This is a genomic window from Mycobacterium sp. (assembly GCF_025933915.1).
Lineage (GTDB): Bacteria > Actinomycetota > Actinomycetes > Mycobacteriales > Mycobacteriaceae > Mycobacterium.
This window is the reverse complement of sequence record NZ_JAICZA010000109.1, coordinates 1-15,921: the sequence shown is the minus strand read 5'-3', so window position 1 is coordinate 15,921 and position 15,921 is coordinate 1. Positions and strand designations below refer to the sequence as shown.

Genomic DNA, 15,921 nt, shown 5'->3' with positions numbered 1-15,921 from the left:
TCGGGGCAAATGCCCGCCGAGTGAGCAATGATCTAGTGCATGACCGAACCGGTTGCGGCCCGCGTGGCCGTCTACCTCGACTTCGACAACATCGTGATCTCCCGCTACGACCAGATTCATGGGCGGAATTCGTTTCAGAAGGACAAAGCCAAGGGGCTCGAGCAGTATTCCGAGCGGCTGGGCCGGGCGACGGTCGACGTCGGCGCGATCCTCGACTTCGCATCGTCGTTCGGGACCCTGGTCCTCACCCGCGCCTATGCGGACTGGTCGGCGGATATCAACGCCGGGTACCGCGGGCAGTTGGTCGCTCGCGCGGTCGATCTGGTGCAGCTGTTCCCCGCGGCCGCCTACGGCAAGAACGGCGCCGACATCCGGTTGGCCGTCGACGCGGTCGAGGACATGTTCCGGCTGCCCGACCTGACCCACGTGGTGATCGTGGCCGGCGACTCCGACTACATCCCGTTGGCCCAGCGCTGCAAGAGGCTCGGCCGGTATGTGGTGGGCATCGGGGTGGCCGGTGCGTCGAGCCGGGCGCTGGCGGCGGCCTGTGAGGAGTTCGTCGTGTACGACGCGCTGCCGGGGGTTCCGGTGCTCGAACGCGAGCCCGCGCCGGCCGAGGCGGACCCGCCGAAACGACGCGGCGGGCGCGCCAAGGCGGCTCAGCCCGAGGAGCCGGAGGCGCCCGACGTGCAAGTCGCCGCCACCGCGTTGCTGACTCGGGCGCTGCAGATCGGCTTGGAGAAAGACGACGTCGACTGGCTGCACAACTCCGCGGTGAAGGCACAGATGAGGCGCATGGATCCCTCGTTCAGCGAAAAGTCTTTGGGTTTCCGGTCATTCAGTGATTTTCTGCGTTCGCGGTCGGATGTCGTCGAGTTGGATGAGACGTCGACGACGCGGATGGTGCGGCTGCGCGCGCACGATTGAGCATCGCGGCGCACCCGTCGCGGCAATGCATTTCTTCCTGTGTGTATGGCGTTTTCGCCGAACGGCCGCTTCGTTGGCGGGTTGGTTCGCCGATGTCGTTGACAGCCCCCTGCGGTGGCCATACATTGTCTGAAAGTCGTCCGCAACTGGCGGGGGATCGATGAGGAGACCGTCATGACCGTCGGTGCCGCTCCCCCAAGCATTTTCGATGCCGATCTACCCACCCTGTCCTACCGCGACGACGAAACGCCCGCGCAGGTCTACCCGCGGCTGCGAGAGGCGCAACGCCAAGCCCCCGTCGCGCTGGGACCGCACGGCCCCGAGGTGCTCTCGTACCACATGGTCCGGTCCGTACTGCGGGATACGCGTTTCCAGATCCCGCCCGGCCTGAATCTCCTTGTCCAGGGCATCACTTCGGGCCCGCTGTGGGACAAGGTGGTCAACAGCCTGCTGTGCCTCGAGGGCGCCGCGCACCACCGGCTGCGGAGCCTGACCTCGAAGGCGTTCACGCCGAAGGCCACCCTGCGCCTGCACGACACCATGGTCGGCGTGCTGAACGACTTGGTCGACCGGGTGGCCGGCGCCGGGCGCTGTGACGTGGTCACCGATATCGCCCGCCCGTATCCCGTCCCGATCATCTGCGCGCTGCTCGGGGCGCCCCGCGAGGACTGGCAACAGTTCTCCCTGTGGGCGGACGACGTCTTCAAGGCCTTCAGCTTCACCGTCGATCTGACCGAGGTCGAGCCCGTCGTGATGCGCGCATGGCACCAGCTCGACGCCTACGTCGACGAGATGGTCGCCCGTCGCCGGCACAGTCTGACCGATGACCTGCTGTCCGACCTGATCCGCGCCGAGGACGAAGGCGATCGCCTCGACGCGGCCGAACTGCGCATGCTCGCCGGGGGGCTGCTGCTGGCGGGCACGGACACCACCCGCAACCAGGTCGCCGCCTCGGTGCACCTGCTGTGCCAGCATCGCCAGCAGTGGGAGCTCTTGCGCCGGCGGCCCGAGCTGGCGATGCGTGCCGTCGAGGAGACCATGCGTCACTCGCCGATCGTGTGCGGGACGCTGCGGCTGGTGGCCCAAGACGCCGACGTCGACGGCTACGTGTTCCCCGCCGGCACGATGGTCCTGGTGAACACCGGCGCGGCGAACCGTGACCCCGCCGTCTACGACGACCCGGACCGCGTCGACATCACCCGCGAGGGCGCCCCGCCCATCCTGACGTTCGGCGGCGGCGCGCATTACTGCCTCGGCGCCAACCTGGCCAGGCGCGAAATCGCGGAGGCGCTGACCGTCTTGACCGGCCGCCTGCGCAATCCACGCATCGCCGGACCGGCGCCGTGGAAGCCGATGGGGACCCTGAGCGGCCCGCTGAGCTTGCCCCTGGAGTTCGACCGCTAGCTTTCGAGCGTTGGTTGTGCGCTCCCGGCGTCGAGTGTGCGCTCATTGATTCGAATGGGAGTCCACGGCTTTGACTGTGCGCCCACGGCTTCACGCCCCCAAGGCGACCACGCCGCGGCAATCCTGGGTGGTCCGCCGAGTCGCGGCGGCGTCGGGTCGGCTTTACGCTCCTGGGGTTACGCGAACTTCATGGGGGTTTTCGATGCGTGCAACCTGGGGACCGGCGGTCGCCTGCCTGGTCCTGGCGTCCTGCTCGGAAACCGTGTCGGCGCCCCCGCTCACCCCCACCGCCCCGACGTCGGCGTCGAAAACCAGTACCCACGCGGCGGCCGGGCCCGCCCCGGTCACCGGCCCGCTGGAAAAGGACTGGAAAAGCTACGGCGGCACGGCGTATTTCGGTTGCCCGCAGACCTTTTCGGCCGGCAAATCCGCGCTCGAGGACATTCGGCCGAAAATCTTCGACCCGAAAACCGGACAATACGTCGCCCCCGCCATCCCTGCGGTGCCCCCCGGCGAAAACCTCACCGGCGCCCTGTGCGCGCCGACCGGCAGCGCCGACGACATGAAGGTCGTGTACGTGGTCACGACCGTCAAACCGGCGCAGGCACCGGCGCCCGAAATCTCCACAGCCACCGCGTATTCCTACGACTGGGCGTCGGGGCGGCAGGTCGCCGTCAAAGAACTGCGGCCGCCGTCCCCCGACCTGAAGTTGGCCGCCCCGAGGGAATGGGGACTGGCCTCGACCGCCTCGGGCGTGGCGTGGGTGAACGCCTTCACCGACGGCCACGCGCCCGCATCGCCGCCTCGAACCGTGGTCCTCTCCGGCGCCGACCTGTCGATCATGTGGGACGATCCCCAGCCCGGCCGGGTCTGGCAGGACGTTCTTGCGTTTCCACGCGACACCGAGCCTCCCAAGACCTCGGGGGCCGAGCTGCGCAGGCCCAGCGGCGAAGCAATCTATCAGGACAACGACGTGCAGTCCGTGGACGCCGAGCTGACCGACGGCCCAAACAAATTGGTGAAGCTCACCCACCGGGATCCGCACGACTCCCCCGCGGTGTCGACGATGTTCTATGACCTCAACGCAAAGTCCATCATCAAAATCGGCGATTCGGATCGGATTCCCGGTGGCGGGCTGACCGCGGCGCTTTCCGGCGGGAAACTGCTTGTCGACGGTCACAATTCGGACAATCCCTCGTTCGGCTTCGGGGTGTGGAATCTGCGCAGCCAACAGTGGGACCTCCTGAAAAATCGGGACGACGCCAACAAGCTGTCGATTTCCAAACTGGCGTTCTTCGAAGACCACCTCTACATCGCCGGCGGCGGGACGTTCTCGGTAATCGCCCTGCCCCGAACGGATCCCGTCGCGTCCAGCTGGTCGATCCGCCCGTTCGAGCGGATATCCGGATGGACACTGGTGTGCCGTGGTGAGACCGCGCCGTCGTCCAACGGCGAGTGCAAGGAGATCGTCATGGTGCAAGACCGGGACGGCCACTACCCCGGGCCCTGGTTCTGACGTCCGAATCGGCCCACGACCGAATGAGGGGGCTGACGGCCGGCGCCCGCCGCTACTGGTGGACCAACTCGCGGCCCTGGAACCGCTTGTGCCGCTGATGGTCCCGCGTCGCGCCTGACCCGCCGAGCGGACCAGCGGTACGGCAAGGGACACCCTCCCGGTCGATGGGTTGGAGGAGTCGAACCGAGAGGGTGCCCTGCTTGGTCACTGCCCTGACGCCGGTGGTGGTCTTGATGTGAAAAGTCTTGTGGCGAGGTCATTCATGGTCAAACCTCACTGTCCGGCGCGTAGGTCGCTTTGGACGACGAAGCAAAGCCGGTCAACGAAAGCGATGGCATCGGCGATCTTCTCGGCCAACTCGGCGGCACGAGCCTTGCGGACACCGGCCAGGTCGGTCTGCGCGCTGAGGGCCGATTCGCGCGCGGTGCTCAGTGCCGCACGGCACTCGCGGAGTGATGAGATGGTGGCGGGACTAATGGACATGTCGCCCCCTAGGAATCGCGCTCCTACAACGGTACCCGCACCGGCACCCGCCACACCGGTTTGGCGCAAATTTTTACAACTAATGTCGTAGAAATTGCGCACGTGTCGCACAGCGCCATCGCCAGCCCCGGGTGGCGCGATCAGGGGTGTGCTGACACACACCGCCGTCAACGGCACGATCAGCGGGTATGGCTCAAGCTGCTCACTGAGGCCTACGACGGACGGAGGAACCGGTCGGCCGGCGAACGTCCCTCGGCGAAGCAACTGGCAGCGCGCGAGCGACGCGCCGAGCAAACCGAAAACTCACGGGTCACGGACTGCCAGCGTGCCCGCACCGGCCGGACGGTAGGTTGCGGGCATCCTCCACGGTACCGAAAATGCGCATTGACCTGCAAAAATTGTGGTGGCAGGTACTGGATTCGAACCAGTGAAGCTTTCGCGACGGATTTACAGTCCGCTCCCATTGGCCGCTCGGGCAACCTGCCGCCAGACAGGTTACAACGAGCGAGTAGACAAAGCACAAACGCCTATCACCGGATGAAGGGACAGAACGCATGGCGGACTCATCGTTCGACATCGTCAGCAAAGTGGATCGCCAAGAGGTCGACAATGCGCTCAACCAGGCCGCCAAAGAGCTGGCCACCCGGTTCGACTTTCGCGGCACCGACACCACCATCGCCTGGAAGGGCGACGAGGCTATCGAGCTGACGTCGTCCACCGAAGAACGCGTCAAGGCGGCCGTCGACGTCTTCAAGGAAAAGCTGATCCGTCGCGACATCTCCATGAAGGCCTTCGACGCCGGCGAGCCGCAGGCCTCCGGCAAGACCTACAAGGTCAGCGGGTCGCTCAAGCAGGGCATCACCAGCGAGAACGCCAAGAAGATCACCAAGCTGATCCGCGACGACGGACCCAAGTCCGTCAAGACCCAGATCCAGGGCGACGAAATCCGGGTCACCAGCAAAAAGCGGGACGATCTGCAGGCAGTCCAAGCGATGCTGAAGCAGGCCGACCTGGACGTGGCGCTGCAGTTCGTCAACTACCGCTGATCCTCGGGGCGCGAGGCCGCGAGCGTAACGGCACGGCGATTTCCGGCGCATTTTTTCGCAGTGGGGTTACACTCGCGGCCCACAGTGCGCCCCGGTCGGCGCAATGTGACCCGGTTTCGCCGGTTACTAGCTCAACCAACCGGTGGGTCTCTACGCTGGTGACGAGTCCCACGATTTGAGCGAGGTTCACGATGACCGTGACTCCCCAGGAGGCCGCCGGCGACGGCGCGACCGAGGCCGACTACTTCGACGTCATCATCGTCGGCGCCGGCATCTCCGGCATCGACGCGGCCTACCGGATCACCGAACGCAATCCGCAACTGACGTACACCATCCTGGAGCGGCGCGCCCAGATCGGCGGGACGTGGGACCTGTTCCGCTATCCGGGGGTGCGCTCCGACAGCAGCATCTTCACGCTGTCCTTCCCGTTCGAGCCGTGGACCCGCAAAGAGGGCGTGGCCGACGGGGTGCACATCCGCGAGTACCTGAGCGCCACCGCGCGCAAGTACGGCATCGACCGCCACATCCGGTTCAACAGCTACGTGCGCTCGGCGGACTGGGACTCCTCGACCGATACCTGGACGGTCACCATCGAGCAGGACGGGGCACGCAAGCTCTACCGCGGTCGCTTCGTGTTCTTCGGCAGTGGCTATTACAACTACGACGAGGGCTACACCCCTGAGTTCCCGGGCATCGAAGAGTTCCAGGGCACGGTGGTGCACCCCCAGCACTGGCCCGAAGACCTCGACTACGCCGGCAAGAAGGTCGTGGTGATCGGCAGCGGGGCGACCGCGGTGACGCTGCTGCCGTCGCTGTCGGACCGCGCGGCCCAGGTGACGATGCTGCAGCGCTCGCCCACCTATCTCATTTCGGCGTCCAAGTACGGCACCGTCGCCGCTGTCTCTCGAAAACTGCTGCCCCGCAAGATCGCTCATCTCGTCGTCCGCATGTACAGCGCGTTGACCGAGGCGGTGTTCTTCGCGTTGTCCCGCAAGGCGCCGGGGCTGGTGCGATGGCTGCTGCGGCGCAAGGCGATCAACAGCCTGCCGCCCGGGTACGACGTCGACACCCACTTCAAGCCGCGATACAACCCGTGGGACCAGCGGATGTGCCTGATCCCCGACGCCGACCTGTACGAGGCCATCACCTCCGGGCGTGCGGACGTGGTCACCGACCACATCGAGCATTTCGACGCCACGGGCATCGCGCTCAAATCCGGCGGGCACCTCGACGCCGACGTCATCGTCACCGCCACCGGCCTGCAGCTGCAGGCGCTCGGCGGCGCCACGATCAGCCTGGACGGCAACGAGATCAAGACCAGCGACCGCTTCGTCTACAAAGCGCACATGCTCGAAGACGTGCCGAACCTGTTCTGGTGTGTCGGCTACACCAACGCGTCGTGGACGCTGCGGGCCGACATCACCGCCCGGGCAACGGCAAAACTCATGGAACACATGACCTCTCACGGCTATACGCACGCCGCCCCGCACCGAGGCAACGAGCCGATGACCGAGAAGCCGTCGTGGGACATCAACGCCGGCTACGTGTTGCGCTCGGTGCACGCGCTGCCGAAGTCGGGCACCAAGCGGCCCTGGAACGTGCGGCAGAACTATCTCGCCGACGCGATCGACTACCGGTTCGACCGCGTCGAAGAGGCGATGGTGTTCGGCCGGGTCGCCGAGCGGGAGCCCCTGGCCGGGTAGGCGCGCGGGAGTTCGTGAACTGCTTCTAAATCTCAGATGTCGGCAATACGCTGATCGCCATGGCATCTGAGAAGCGCGAACCCGAAGTCGTTGTCCTCGGTGGCGGTTCCTGGGGCACCACCGTGGCCTCAATCTGCGCGCGCCGCGGGCCGACGCTGCAGTGGGTGCGCTCCGAGGAGACCGCCACCGACATCAACGACAACCACCGCAACAGCCGCTACCTCGGCAACGACGTCATCCTCAGCGACACACTGCGCGCGACCACCGACTTCGCCGAGGCGGCGAACTCGGCCGACGTCGTCGTCATGGGCGTCCCCTCGCACGGCTTCCGCGGGGTGCTCACGGAGCTGGCCAAGGAACTGCGGCCGTGGGTGCCGGTGGTGTCGCTGGTCAAAGGGCTCGAGCAGGGCACCAACATGCGGATGTCGCAGATCGTCGAGGAGGTGCTGCCGGGGCACCCCGCGGGCATCCTCGCCGGGCCGAACATCGCGCGCGAGGTGGCCGAGGGTTACGCCGCCGCCGCGGTGCTGGCCATGCCCGACCAACATCTGGCGACGCGGCTCTCGGGCCTGTTCCGCACCCGGCGCTTCCGCGTGTACACGACCGACGACGTCATCGGGGCGGAAATGGCCGGGGCGCTCAAAAATGTGTTCGCCATCGCCGTGGGCATGGGGTACTCGCTGGGCATCGGCGAAAACACCCGCGCGCTGGTGATCGCCCGCGCGTTGCGCGAAATGACGAAGCTGGGCGTCGCGGTCGGCGGCGATCCGGATACCTTCCCGGGGCTGGCCGGCCTGGGCGACCTCATCGTCACCTGTACCAGCCAGCGCAGCCGTAACCGTCACGTCGGTGAACAGCTGGGGGCGGGCAAGCCGATCGACGAGATCATCGCGTCGATGAACCAGGTCGCCGAGGGTGTCAAAGCCGCCAGCGTGATCATGGAATTCGCCAACGAGTTCGGCCTCACCATGCCGATCGCCCGTGAAGTCGACGCGGTGATCAACCACGGCTCGTCCGTCGAGGAGGCCTACCGGGGCCTGATCGCCGAGGTCCCCGGCCACGAGGTGTACGGCTCTGGCTTCTGACCTGGGCGTCTCGCGCTCGGCAAATTCAAATCTTTGCGTTCTCTATGGGCCGGTCGCGTCGGCTTGACCCGTCCTTGCCAGCAAAATACCGTCAGACCCAGGTAGCCAGTGGTTTTGCGGGTGCGCTCCTACGGGTCATCCGGTTGTAATCCTCTGTACGCCAACACGTTACGAAGGTGTAACTGACCGCAGGATTGGGCGGATATCGGAACATCCCCCGCTAACACCCAACGAGGGACGGGACCGATGCAAAACCTTGAGCAGGTCGGCGATCGGGGCCGCATCGGTCCGCACGCCGACCGGTTGCGCGGAATCATCCGGCATGACCTGCCGTCTTCGCTGGTGGTTTTCCTGGTCGCGCTTCCCCTGTCATTGGGGATCGCGATCGCGTCGGGCGCCCCGGTGCTTGCCGGCCTGATCGCCGCGGTCGTCGGGGGCATCGTGGTCGGCGCCTTGGGCGGATCCCCGCTGCAAGTCAGTGGCCCCGCCGCGGGGCTGACCGTCGTCGTAGCCGATCTGATTTCTGAATTTGGTTGGGGCGTCACGTGTTTGATCACCGTTGCCGCCGGCGTCGTGCAAGTCCTGCTGGGGCTCAGCCGCGTCGCGCGTGCCGCCCTTGCGATTTCACCGGTCGTCGTGCACGCCATGCTGGCCGGCATCGGCATCACCATCGCCCTACAGCAGGCGCACGTGTTGCTGGGCGGAAAGTCCAAGAGCACGGCCTGGCACAACCTCATCGGCCTGCCGGGCCAAATCATCGGTGCGCACCGGCCGGGTTTGATCCTGGGCGTTCTGGTGATCGTCATCCTGGTCGCCTGGCGGTGGATGCCCGCCAACGTGCGCCGCGTTCCGGGTCCCCTGGTGGCGATCGTCGCGGTGACGGTGATGTCGGTTGTCCTCCCGTTCCACGTGCGCCGGATCGACCTCGAGGGGTCACCGCTGGACGCGCTGCGGCTACCCGACCTTCCCCACGGCAACTGGGGCGCGTTCACCATCGGGGTGATCACCGTCGCGCTCATCGCCAGCGTCGAGAGCCTGCTGTCAGCGGTGTCGGTCGACCGGATGCACAACGGGCCACGCACCGACTTCAACCGCGAGCTGGTGGGGCAGGGGGCCGCCAACGTCATCTCGGGCACCGTCGGAGGGCTGCCGATCACCGGGGTCATCGTCCGCAGCTCGACAAATGTGTACGCGGGCGCCAAATCCCGTGCCTCGGCGATCATGCACGGCGTCTGGATCCTGTTGTTCAGCATTCCGTTCGCCGGCCTGGTCGAAGAGATCCCCACCGCCGCGCTGGCCGGTCTGCTCATCGTCATCGGCATTCAGCTGCTGAAGCCCGCCCACATCGAAACCGCAATGAAGCACGGCGATCTCACGGTGTACGTGGTGACGGCCGTCAGCGTCATCTTCCTCAACCTGCTGCACGGGGTGCTGATCGGGCTCGCGCTGGCCATCGCGCTGACCGGATGGCGGGTGATCCGGGCCAAGATCGAGGCGCAGCCGGGCGCCGGCGAATGGCGGGTGGTCATCGAGGGCGCGGCCTGCACCTTCCTGGCGCTGCCAAGGCTGACGCGGGTACTGACATCGGTTCCGCAGGGCGCGACGGTGACGGTGGCAATTTCGGTGCACCACCTCGATCACGCTGCGCACCAAGCGATTACCGACTGGCAGCTACAGCATGAGGCGACGGGCGGGGCGGTTCACATCCAGCGTGTGGTCCAGAAGGCTCAACACGACGCGGACGAACCGCTCGTCGACGTGCAAAGCCCGGGGGCCGCCGCGTAATTGCGCGGCCAGCGGGTTGCCCTGCGGCGACGCGGCTTTGCAGAGCAGATGGCGTGCGCCGAATCTGATAGCGCTGCGCAATGCCCGGTCGGTCAGTCGACGTCGATCCTGATATGCAGCCGCTTGCCGCAAACCTGTGCCAGGCGCTGCAGTACGTCGACGCGCGGCACCTCGGCCCCGCTCTCCCACGCGGCGACGGCCTCCCGGGTGGTGCCAAGTGCCTGCGCCAGCTGGTCCTGGTTCATATTGGCACCGGCACGTGTTTCGAAAATCAAATCGGGCAGATTCAGTGCCAGCCCGGCTTCGTGAATATCGATCGAGTCAGAGTCCGACATCGCAATCACCGCTTTCATGAACGGCCAGCCCAAAGGACTGCAGCTAACTCCGATGTTACTTGCGGTTTGGGCGGTGTGCACGCGGCGTATTACTGCCGTTCCCTAACGCCCGGCCATCTGCTCCAGCCGGCGGATGCGGTCCTCGATCGGCGGGTGCGTCGAAAACAGCGACCCGATCCGCTCGCCCGCCCGAAACGGGCTGGCGATCATCAGGTGTGCCTGACTGGCCAGCTGGGGCTCCGGCGGAAGCGGAGCCGCCTCAACCCCGCCGGAGATCTTGCGCAGGGCCGACGCCAGGGCCAGCGGGTCACCGGTCAACACCGCGCCCGATTCGTCCGCCTGGTATTCGCGCGACCGGGACACCGCGAGGCGCACGACCGTCGCGGCGATCGGGCCCAGCAACGAAACCAGCAGCAGCGCAAAGGGATTCTGGCCATCGCGGTTGCTACCGCCGAACATGCCGGCGAACATCGCCATGTTGGCCAGGGCGGTGATCACCGACGCCATCGCACCGGCGACGCACGAGATCAGGATGTCGCGGTTGTAGACATGCGACAGCTCGTGTCCCAGCACGGCACGCAGCTCGCGCTCGTTGAGGATGCCCACAATGCCGGTGGTGCAACACACCGCGGCGTTGCGCGGATTGCGGCCGGTCGCGAACGCGTTGGGCGCGTTGGTGTCGCTGATGTAGAGCCGGGGCATCGGCTGGTGCGCGGCGGTGGCCAACTCACGAACGATCCGATACATCGCCGGCGCCTGTAGCTCGGAGACCGGCTGCGCATGCATCGCCCGCAGCGCCAGCTTGTCGCTGTTGTAGTACGTGTAGACGTTCATGCCGATGGCGAACAGCACCGCGATGAACATCGCGGTCCTGCCGAACAGCGAGCCCACGAACACGATCAACGCAGACATGCCGACCAACAGGGCGAAAGTCTTGAGCCTGTTGGTGTGCGGATGCCAGGTCATCGGTGTCCTCCTGAGACATAGGCGAGCACACTCCGGAACACTACGTTCATTGTCGACTATTGAACGCCCGAGACGGCCTAAGGAGTTCCGCGACCCGCTAGCCGTGCCGGCTGATGGTGTAGTCGACCAGCGTCCGCAGCGCGTGCCGGCCGGGGACGTCGGGCAGCAGCGCCAGCTCTTGACGTGCCTGCGCCGCGTATTCCTGCAGGGACTGCTTGGCCTTGGCCATGCCCGCCGAGGCCCGCAGCAGCGCCAGCGCCTCGGCCACCATCTCGTCGTCGTCGATGGGCCCGACCAGCAGCTCGCGCAGCCGCGCCGCGTCGGGCCCGGGTTCGCGCAGCGCGTACACCATCGGCAAGGTGTGCACCCCCTCGCGCACGTCGGTGCCGGGCAGCTTCCCGGACTCGCGGGAGTCGCTGCCGATGTCGATGATGTCGTCGGAGATCTGAAAAGCGGTGCCCACGATGCCGCCGAGGCGGCTCAGCCGCTCCACCTGATCGGCGTCGGCGCCCGAGAACATCGCGCCGAACCGGCCCGCCGCGGCGATCAGGCACGCGGTCTTCTCGTAGACCACCTTCAGGTAGTGCTCGATCGGGTCCGCCCCCTCGGCCGCCCCCGTCAGGCCGCGGGTCTCGCGCATCTGCCCGGTCACCAGCTGGGCGAACGTCTCGGCGATGAGCCGCACCGCCTCGGGACCCAGCCGGGACACCAACCGCGACGCGGTGGCGAACAGATAGTCCCCGGCCAGGATCGCGACGTTGTTGCCCCAGCGCACGTTGGCGGTGGGCGTGCCGCGACGCACCTCCGCCTCATCCATCACGTCGTCGTGATACAGCGTGGCCAGGTGCACCAGCTCGATGACGGCGCCGGCGATCGTCACATCCGCGGCGTCGGGATCGGGCCCGAGCTGCGCCGACAGCACCGTGAACAGCGGCCGGAAACGCTTGCCGCCGGCCTTGAACAGATGGGTCAGCGACTCGGTCATGATTTCGTCGGCGCTGCGCAGTTCCGTGTCCATGAGCTGCTCGATTCGCCCGACACCGTCGCGCACGGTCGCCGCGAAGGCCGCGTCACCGAGATCAACGCCCGCCACCACCGTCGCCGGAGTATTCACGGGACCAAACATACTGGTGTGCATGAAGACGGGAGCGACCCGAGCCCACGTGGTGGTCGTGGGCGCCGGACCGGCCGGTTCGGCGGCGGCGGCCTGGGCCGCCCGGGCGGGCAACGAGGTCCTGGTCATCGATTCGGCGGGCTTTCCCCGCGACAAGGCCTGCGGTGACGGGCTGACCCCGCGCGCGGTCGCCGAGTGCGAACGCCTCGGGCTCGGGGACTGGCTGGACGCCCGCATCCGGCACCGGGGGCTGCGGATGAGCGGGTTCGGCGGCGAGGTGGAAGTGGACTGGCCCGGCCCGTCGTTCCCGTCCACCGGCAGCGCGGTGGCCCGCTTCGAGCTGGACGACCGGATCCGCAGAGTCGCCGAGGATTCCGGGGCGCGGATGCTGCTCGGAACCAAAGCTGTTGGCGTGCAACATGACTCATCGGGACGGGTGACGTCGCTGACATTGGCCGACGGCACCGACGTGGGGTGCCGCCAGTTGATCGTGGCCGACGGTGCCCGTTCGTCACTGGGGCGCAAGCTGGGCCGGCGGTGGCACCAGGAAACGGTGTACGGCGTCGCCGCCCGCGGATATCTGAGCACGCCACGGGCCGACGACCCCTGGCTGACGTCGCATCTGGAGCTCCGCGGACCCGACGGCTCCAAGGACAAAGTGTTGCCCGGCTACGGCTGGATTTTTCCGCTCGGCAACGGCGAGGTGAATATCGGCGTCGGAGCACTCTCGACGTCGAAACGGCCCGCGGATCTGGCGCTGCGGTTGCTGATCGACTACTACACCGACCTGCGCCGCGACGAGTGGGCCTTCACCGGCTCACCCCGGGCGGTGGCCTCGGCGCTGCTGCCGATGGGCGGTGCGGTGTCCGGGGTGGCCGGCCCCAACTGGATGCTGATCGGCGACGCCGCGGCGTGCGTGAACCCGCTCAACGGCGAAGGCATCGACTACGGCCTCGAGACGGGGCGGATGGCCGCGGCGCTGCTGGATTGTCCCGACCTGTCGCAGGCGTGGCCTTCCCTCCTGCGGCAGCACTACGGCCGCGGGTTCTCGGTGGCGCGCAGGCTGGCGCTGCTGCTGACCTTTCAGCGATTCCTGCCCACGACCGGGCCGATCGCGATGCGCTCGACGACGCTGATGACCATCGCCGTGCGGGTGATGGCGAACCTGGTCACCGACGACGACGCGGACTGGGTGGCGCGCGCCTGGCGGGGCGGTGGCCGGCTGTCGCGGCTGATCGATCGCCGAACACCGTTCAGCTGACCGGGTGCCCGCATCGCCGCTGGTCGGCGGGTGCGGCGGGCTCGATGGGGCCGTCGATCGGCGGCCGCCGTTTGTCGGCACGCCCCCGGCGCGGCGTGTATAGTCCGGCTAATGAAGGGAACGAGGCTGGCTACTATCGGAGCCGTCGCTGCTGCTGCTATCTCGCTGGCCGCGCTCGCCGCGCCGGCAGAGCTCTCCGTGCCGGCTCAGGCCGACCCCCCCTACCCGACGCCGCGGACGCCGTCGCCCCCGAGCGACTACGACGCGCCGTTCAAGAGCACCGTCAACGGCTTCGGCATCTACCAGCCGCAGGACCAACTGGCGTGGCTGGGCAAGATCACCTGCGACCGGCTGGACCATGGTGTCGACCACGACGCCCACCAGTCCGCGACTTTCATCCAGCGCAACCTGCCGCGTGGCACCTCCGAGGGCCAGTCGCTGCAGTTCCTCGGCGCCGCGGTCGACCACTACTGCCCGGAGCACGTCGACGTCGTCCAAGCGGCCGGTAACCACTAGAACTTTTTCAGCGCACGGGCATGTGCCCGGCGTGTAAGGCGACGATGCCGCCGGTCAGGTTGCGCCATCGCACCCCGACCCAACCGGCCTGGGTTATCTGCTGCGCCAACCCCTCCTGGTCGGGCCACGCCCTGATGGATTCCGCGAGGTACACGTAGGCCTCGGGGTTGCTGGACACCGCCCGGGCCGCCCGCGGCAGCGCCCGCATCAGGTACTCCTTGTAGACGGTGGCGAACAGGCCGTTGGTGGGGGTGGAGAACTCGCACACCACCAGTCGTCCGCCCGGGCGGGTGACGCGGGCCATCTCGCGCAGCGCGGCCAGGGTGTCGACGACGTTGCGCAGGCCGAAACTGATTGTGACAGCGTCGAATACGTTATCGCCGAACGGCAGCCTGGTGGCATCGCCGGCGACTTTCGGTACCTTGCGCCCGGCGCCCGCCGCCAGCATGCCGACCGAGAAATCGGCGGCCACACACCACGCCCCGGACTTCCTCAACTCGACGGTGGACACCGCGGTGCCCGCGGCGAGGTCGAGTACCCGCTGACCGGGCCCGATCTCCAGCGCCGAACGGGTGGCCTTGCGCCAGTACCGGTCCTGGCCCAACGACAGCACGGTGTTGGTCAGGTCGTACCGGCGGGCGACGCCGTCGAACATCGACGCGACGGCCCGGGGGTCCTTGTCCAACTCCGCGCGGCTCACGCGCAAGACGCTACGCGCGGCGACGATGCGGGCCACGTAGCGGGGTCAGGCGCCGCCGGGCGAACGGCGACAGCACCGCCTCGTAGTGGCCGAGCAATTCGTCACAGATGACCGGCCAGCTGCGGCCGATCACGCTGCGCCGGGCGGCCGGCGCGTAGCGCGGCCGCTCGGCGACCAGGTGCGCGACGGCCTCGGGCAGCCGCGCCTCGAACTCGTTGACCCCCAACAGCAGACCCGTACGCCACGGAGTGACGAGGTCACGTGGGCCGCCGGCGTCGGGGGCGATGACCGGCAACCCCGACGCCAGCGCTTCCTGCACGACCTGACAAAACGTCTCGTGCTCACCGGGATGCACGAACACGTCCATGCTGGCGTACGCCGCGGCGAGCTCGTCGCCGTAGAGCGCACCCGTGAAAACCGCTGTCGGCATTGCCGATTGCAGCCTGTCGTGGTCGACACCGTCGCCCACGATGACGAGCTGTACGGCGTCGCCGGCGGCCAGCCCGATGAGTCGCTCGACGTGTTTCTCGGGCGCGAGCCGGCCCACGAACCCGACGATGGGCTTACCGTGCGGCGACCACCGTCGCCGCAGCGCCTCGTTGCGCGCCGATGGCGCAAACCGCAGTACGTCGACACCGCGAGCCCACCGGTGTACCCGTGGAAACTGGTGGGCGACAAGCGCTTCCATCGTCACACTGGACGGCGCCAGGGTGCGGTCGGCGAGGCCGTGCAGATGACGGAACCAGGCCCACGCGGCCCGTGCCGTCATCGGAATGCCGTAGCTCGCGGCGAAACCCGGAACGTCGGTTTGATACACCGCGACCGTCGGCACCCCCAGCCACCGCGCCGCGCGTAGCCCGCCGTAGCCCAGCAGCGCCGGCGACGCCAGATGCACGACGTGGGGGTCGAATCCGCGCAGCACGCTCACCAGCCGGGGCGTCGGCACGCCGAGCGGCAGAGTGGTCACCCTCGGAAACATCCGCGCCGGCACCCGGTGAACGCGGATGCCGTCGTGAACGCGCTCCGCCCGGGGTTCACCGGGAGGCGTGTCGGGGGCGATGAGGAGGGCTTCGTGGCCCG

General features: G+C 67.5%; 15 protein-coding genes and 1 tRNA gene. 9 read left to right on the top strand and 7 right to left on the bottom strand.

The window, feature by feature from the left end:
• The first annotated feature begins 39 nt into the window (after window positions 1-39).
• The 3 genes from Q0W90_RS16920 to Q0W90_RS16910 all read left to right on the top strand — a co-directional run bounded on the left by Q0W90_RS16920 (window position 40) and on the right by Q0W90_RS16910 (window position 3,847).
• The gene (locus Q0W90_RS16920) at window positions 40-927 is read left to right on the top strand and encodes an NYN domain-containing protein (RefSeq protein WP_297597633.1); all 888 of its coding nucleotides are present in this window, start codon (window positions 40-42) and stop codon (window positions 925-927) included.
• A gap of 174 nt (window positions 928-1,101) precedes the next feature.
• Window positions 1,102-2,331 (top strand): cytochrome P450, encoded by a 1,230-nt coding sequence (locus tag Q0W90_RS16915; RefSeq protein WP_297597631.1) that lies wholly within the window; start codon window positions 1,102-1,104, stop codon window positions 2,329-2,331.
• Between the two features lie 202 nt (window positions 2,332-2,533).
• Entirely contained in the window at window positions 2,534-3,847 is a 1,314-nt protein-coding gene (locus Q0W90_RS16910) for a hypothetical protein (RefSeq protein WP_297775331.1), read from the top strand.
• A gap of 273 nt (window positions 3,848-4,120) precedes the next feature.
• On the opposite strand, the gene Q0W90_RS16905 is transcribed toward Q0W90_RS16910, so the two are convergent.
• Together Q0W90_RS16905 and Q0W90_RS16900 are read right to left on the bottom strand one after the other, a co-directional pair.
• Complete coding sequence (locus Q0W90_RS16905) at window positions 4,121-4,330, bottom strand: hypothetical protein (protein ID WP_297597628.1); 210 nt, start codon at window positions 4,328-4,330, stop codon at window positions 4,121-4,123.
• Between the two features lie 401 nt (window positions 4,331-4,731).
• Window positions 4,732-4,815: transfer RNA gene (locus Q0W90_RS16900), tRNA-Tyr, on the bottom strand.
• A gap of 69 nt (window positions 4,816-4,884) precedes the next feature.
• On the opposite strand from Q0W90_RS16900, the gene Q0W90_RS16895 reads away from it, so the two are divergent.
• The 4 genes from Q0W90_RS16895 (at window position 4,885) to Q0W90_RS16880 (ending at window position 9,949) form a co-directional block, all read left to right on the top strand.
• On the top strand, window positions 4,885-5,376 hold the full coding sequence (locus tag Q0W90_RS16895; protein ID WP_297597627.1) for a YajQ family cyclic di-GMP-binding protein: 492 nt from the start codon (window positions 4,885-4,887) through the stop codon (window positions 5,374-5,376).
• 191 nt (window positions 5,377-5,567) lie between these two features.
• A complete protein-coding gene (locus tag Q0W90_RS16890) occupies window positions 5,568-7,079 on the top strand; it encodes an NAD(P)/FAD-dependent oxidoreductase (protein ID WP_297700575.1) in 1,512 nt (503 codons plus the stop codon).
• A gap of 59 nt (window positions 7,080-7,138) precedes the next feature.
• A complete protein-coding gene (locus tag Q0W90_RS16885; RefSeq protein ID WP_297597625.1) occupies window positions 7,139-8,164 on the top strand; it encodes an NAD(P)H-dependent glycerol-3-phosphate dehydrogenase in 1,026 nt (341 codons plus the stop codon).
• Between the two features lie 246 nt (window positions 8,165-8,410).
• Window positions 8,411-9,949 (top strand): SulP family inorganic anion transporter, encoded by a 1,539-nt coding sequence (locus tag Q0W90_RS16880; RefSeq protein ID WP_297775329.1) that lies wholly within the window; start codon window positions 8,411-8,413, stop codon window positions 9,947-9,949.
• Window positions 9,950-10,041: 92 nt separating this feature from the next.
• Here the strand turns inward: Q0W90_RS16880 and Q0W90_RS16875 are convergent, their stop codons facing one another.
• The 3 genes from Q0W90_RS16875 to grcC1 all read right to left on the bottom strand — a co-directional run bounded on the left by Q0W90_RS16875 (window position 10,042) and on the right by grcC1 (window position 12,364).
• Window positions 10,042-10,302, bottom strand: coding sequence for a helix-turn-helix transcriptional regulator (locus Q0W90_RS16875; RefSeq protein WP_297597623.1), 261 nt, complete (start codon window positions 10,300-10,302; stop codon window positions 10,042-10,044).
• A gap of 84 nt (window positions 10,303-10,386) precedes the next feature.
• The gene (gene htpX, locus Q0W90_RS16870) at window positions 10,387-11,250 is read right to left on the bottom strand and encodes a zinc metalloprotease HtpX (protein ID WP_297597622.1); all 864 of its coding nucleotides are present in this window, start codon (window positions 11,248-11,250) and stop codon (window positions 10,387-10,389) included.
• 97 nt (window positions 11,251-11,347) lie between these two features.
• Window positions 11,348-12,364, bottom strand: a complete 1,017-nt coding sequence (gene grcC1 / locus Q0W90_RS16865; protein WP_297597621.1) for a nonaprenyl/(2E,6E)-farnesyl/geranylgeranyl diphosphat synthase — start codon at window positions 12,362-12,364, stop codon at window positions 11,348-11,350.
• A 22-nt stretch (window positions 12,365-12,386) separates the two neighbouring features.
• On the opposite strand from grcC1, the gene menJ reads away from it, so the two are divergent.
• Together menJ and Q0W90_RS16855 are read left to right on the top strand one after the other, a co-directional pair.
• Window positions 12,387-13,625: a menaquinone reductase gene (gene menJ / locus Q0W90_RS16860; protein ID WP_297597620.1), complete on the top strand. Its 1,239-nt coding sequence runs from the start codon at window positions 12,387-12,389 to the stop codon at window positions 13,623-13,625.
• Between the two features lie 111 nt (window positions 13,626-13,736).
• Window positions 13,737-14,141 carry a DUF732 domain-containing protein gene (locus Q0W90_RS16855; protein WP_297597619.1) on the top strand — a complete coding sequence of 135 codons (405 nt, stop codon included), beginning with the start codon at window positions 13,737-13,739 and terminating at the stop codon, window positions 14,139-14,141.
• A gap of 7 nt (window positions 14,142-14,148) precedes the next feature.
• Here Q0W90_RS16855 and Q0W90_RS16850 read toward each other — a convergent pair whose 3' ends face one another.
• Window positions 14,149-14,841 carry a demethylmenaquinone methyltransferase gene (locus tag Q0W90_RS16850; protein WP_297775326.1) on the bottom strand — a complete coding sequence of 231 codons (693 nt, stop codon included), beginning with the start codon at window positions 14,839-14,841 and terminating at the stop codon, window positions 14,149-14,151.
• A 10-nt stretch (window positions 14,842-14,851) separates the two neighbouring features.
• Window positions 14,852-15,921: glycosyltransferase family 1 protein (locus Q0W90_RS16845; protein WP_297775324.1), on the bottom strand; the 1,070-nt coding region annotated here is incomplete at its 5' end.

Bases quoted from the DNA above. Each gene is read 5' to 3' on its own strand.
- Q0W90_RS16920 (WP_297597633.1), top strand. From the start codon at position 40: ATGACCGAACCGGTTGCGGCCCGCGTGGCCGTCTACCTCGACTTCGAC.
- Q0W90_RS16915 (WP_297597631.1), top strand. From the start codon at position 1,102: ATGACCGTCGGTGCCGCTCCCCCAAGCATTTTCGATGCCGATCTACCC.
- Q0W90_RS16910 (WP_297775331.1), top strand. From the start codon at position 2,534: ATGCGTGCAACCTGGGGACCGGCGGTCGCCTGCCTGGTCCTGGCGTCC.
- Q0W90_RS16905 (WP_297597628.1), bottom strand. From the start codon at position 4,330: ATGTCCATTAGTCCCGCCACCATCTCATCACTCCGCGAGTGCCGTGCG.
- Q0W90_RS16895 (WP_297597627.1), top strand. From the start codon at position 4,885: ATGGCGGACTCATCGTTCGACATCGTCAGCAAAGTGGATCGCCAAGAG.
- Q0W90_RS16890 (WP_297700575.1), top strand. From the start codon at position 5,568: ATGACCGTGACTCCCCAGGAGGCCGCCGGCGACGGCGCGACCGAGGCC.
- Q0W90_RS16885 (WP_297597625.1), top strand. From the start codon at position 7,139: ATGGCATCTGAGAAGCGCGAACCCGAAGTCGTTGTCCTCGGTGGCGGT.
- Q0W90_RS16880 (WP_297775329.1), top strand. From the start codon at position 8,411: ATGCAAAACCTTGAGCAGGTCGGCGATCGGGGCCGCATCGGTCCGCAC.
- Q0W90_RS16875 (WP_297597623.1), bottom strand. From the start codon at position 10,302: ATGAAAGCGGTGATTGCGATGTCGGACTCTGACTCGATCGATATTCAC.
- htpX (WP_297597622.1), bottom strand. From the start codon at position 11,250: ATGACCTGGCATCCGCACACCAACAGGCTCAAGACTTTCGCCCTGTTG.
- menJ (WP_297597620.1), top strand. From the start codon at position 12,387: ATGAAGACGGGAGCGACCCGAGCCCACGTGGTGGTCGTGGGCGCCGGA.
- Q0W90_RS16855 (WP_297597619.1), top strand. From the start codon at position 13,737: ATGAAGGGAACGAGGCTGGCTACTATCGGAGCCGTCGCTGCTGCTGCT.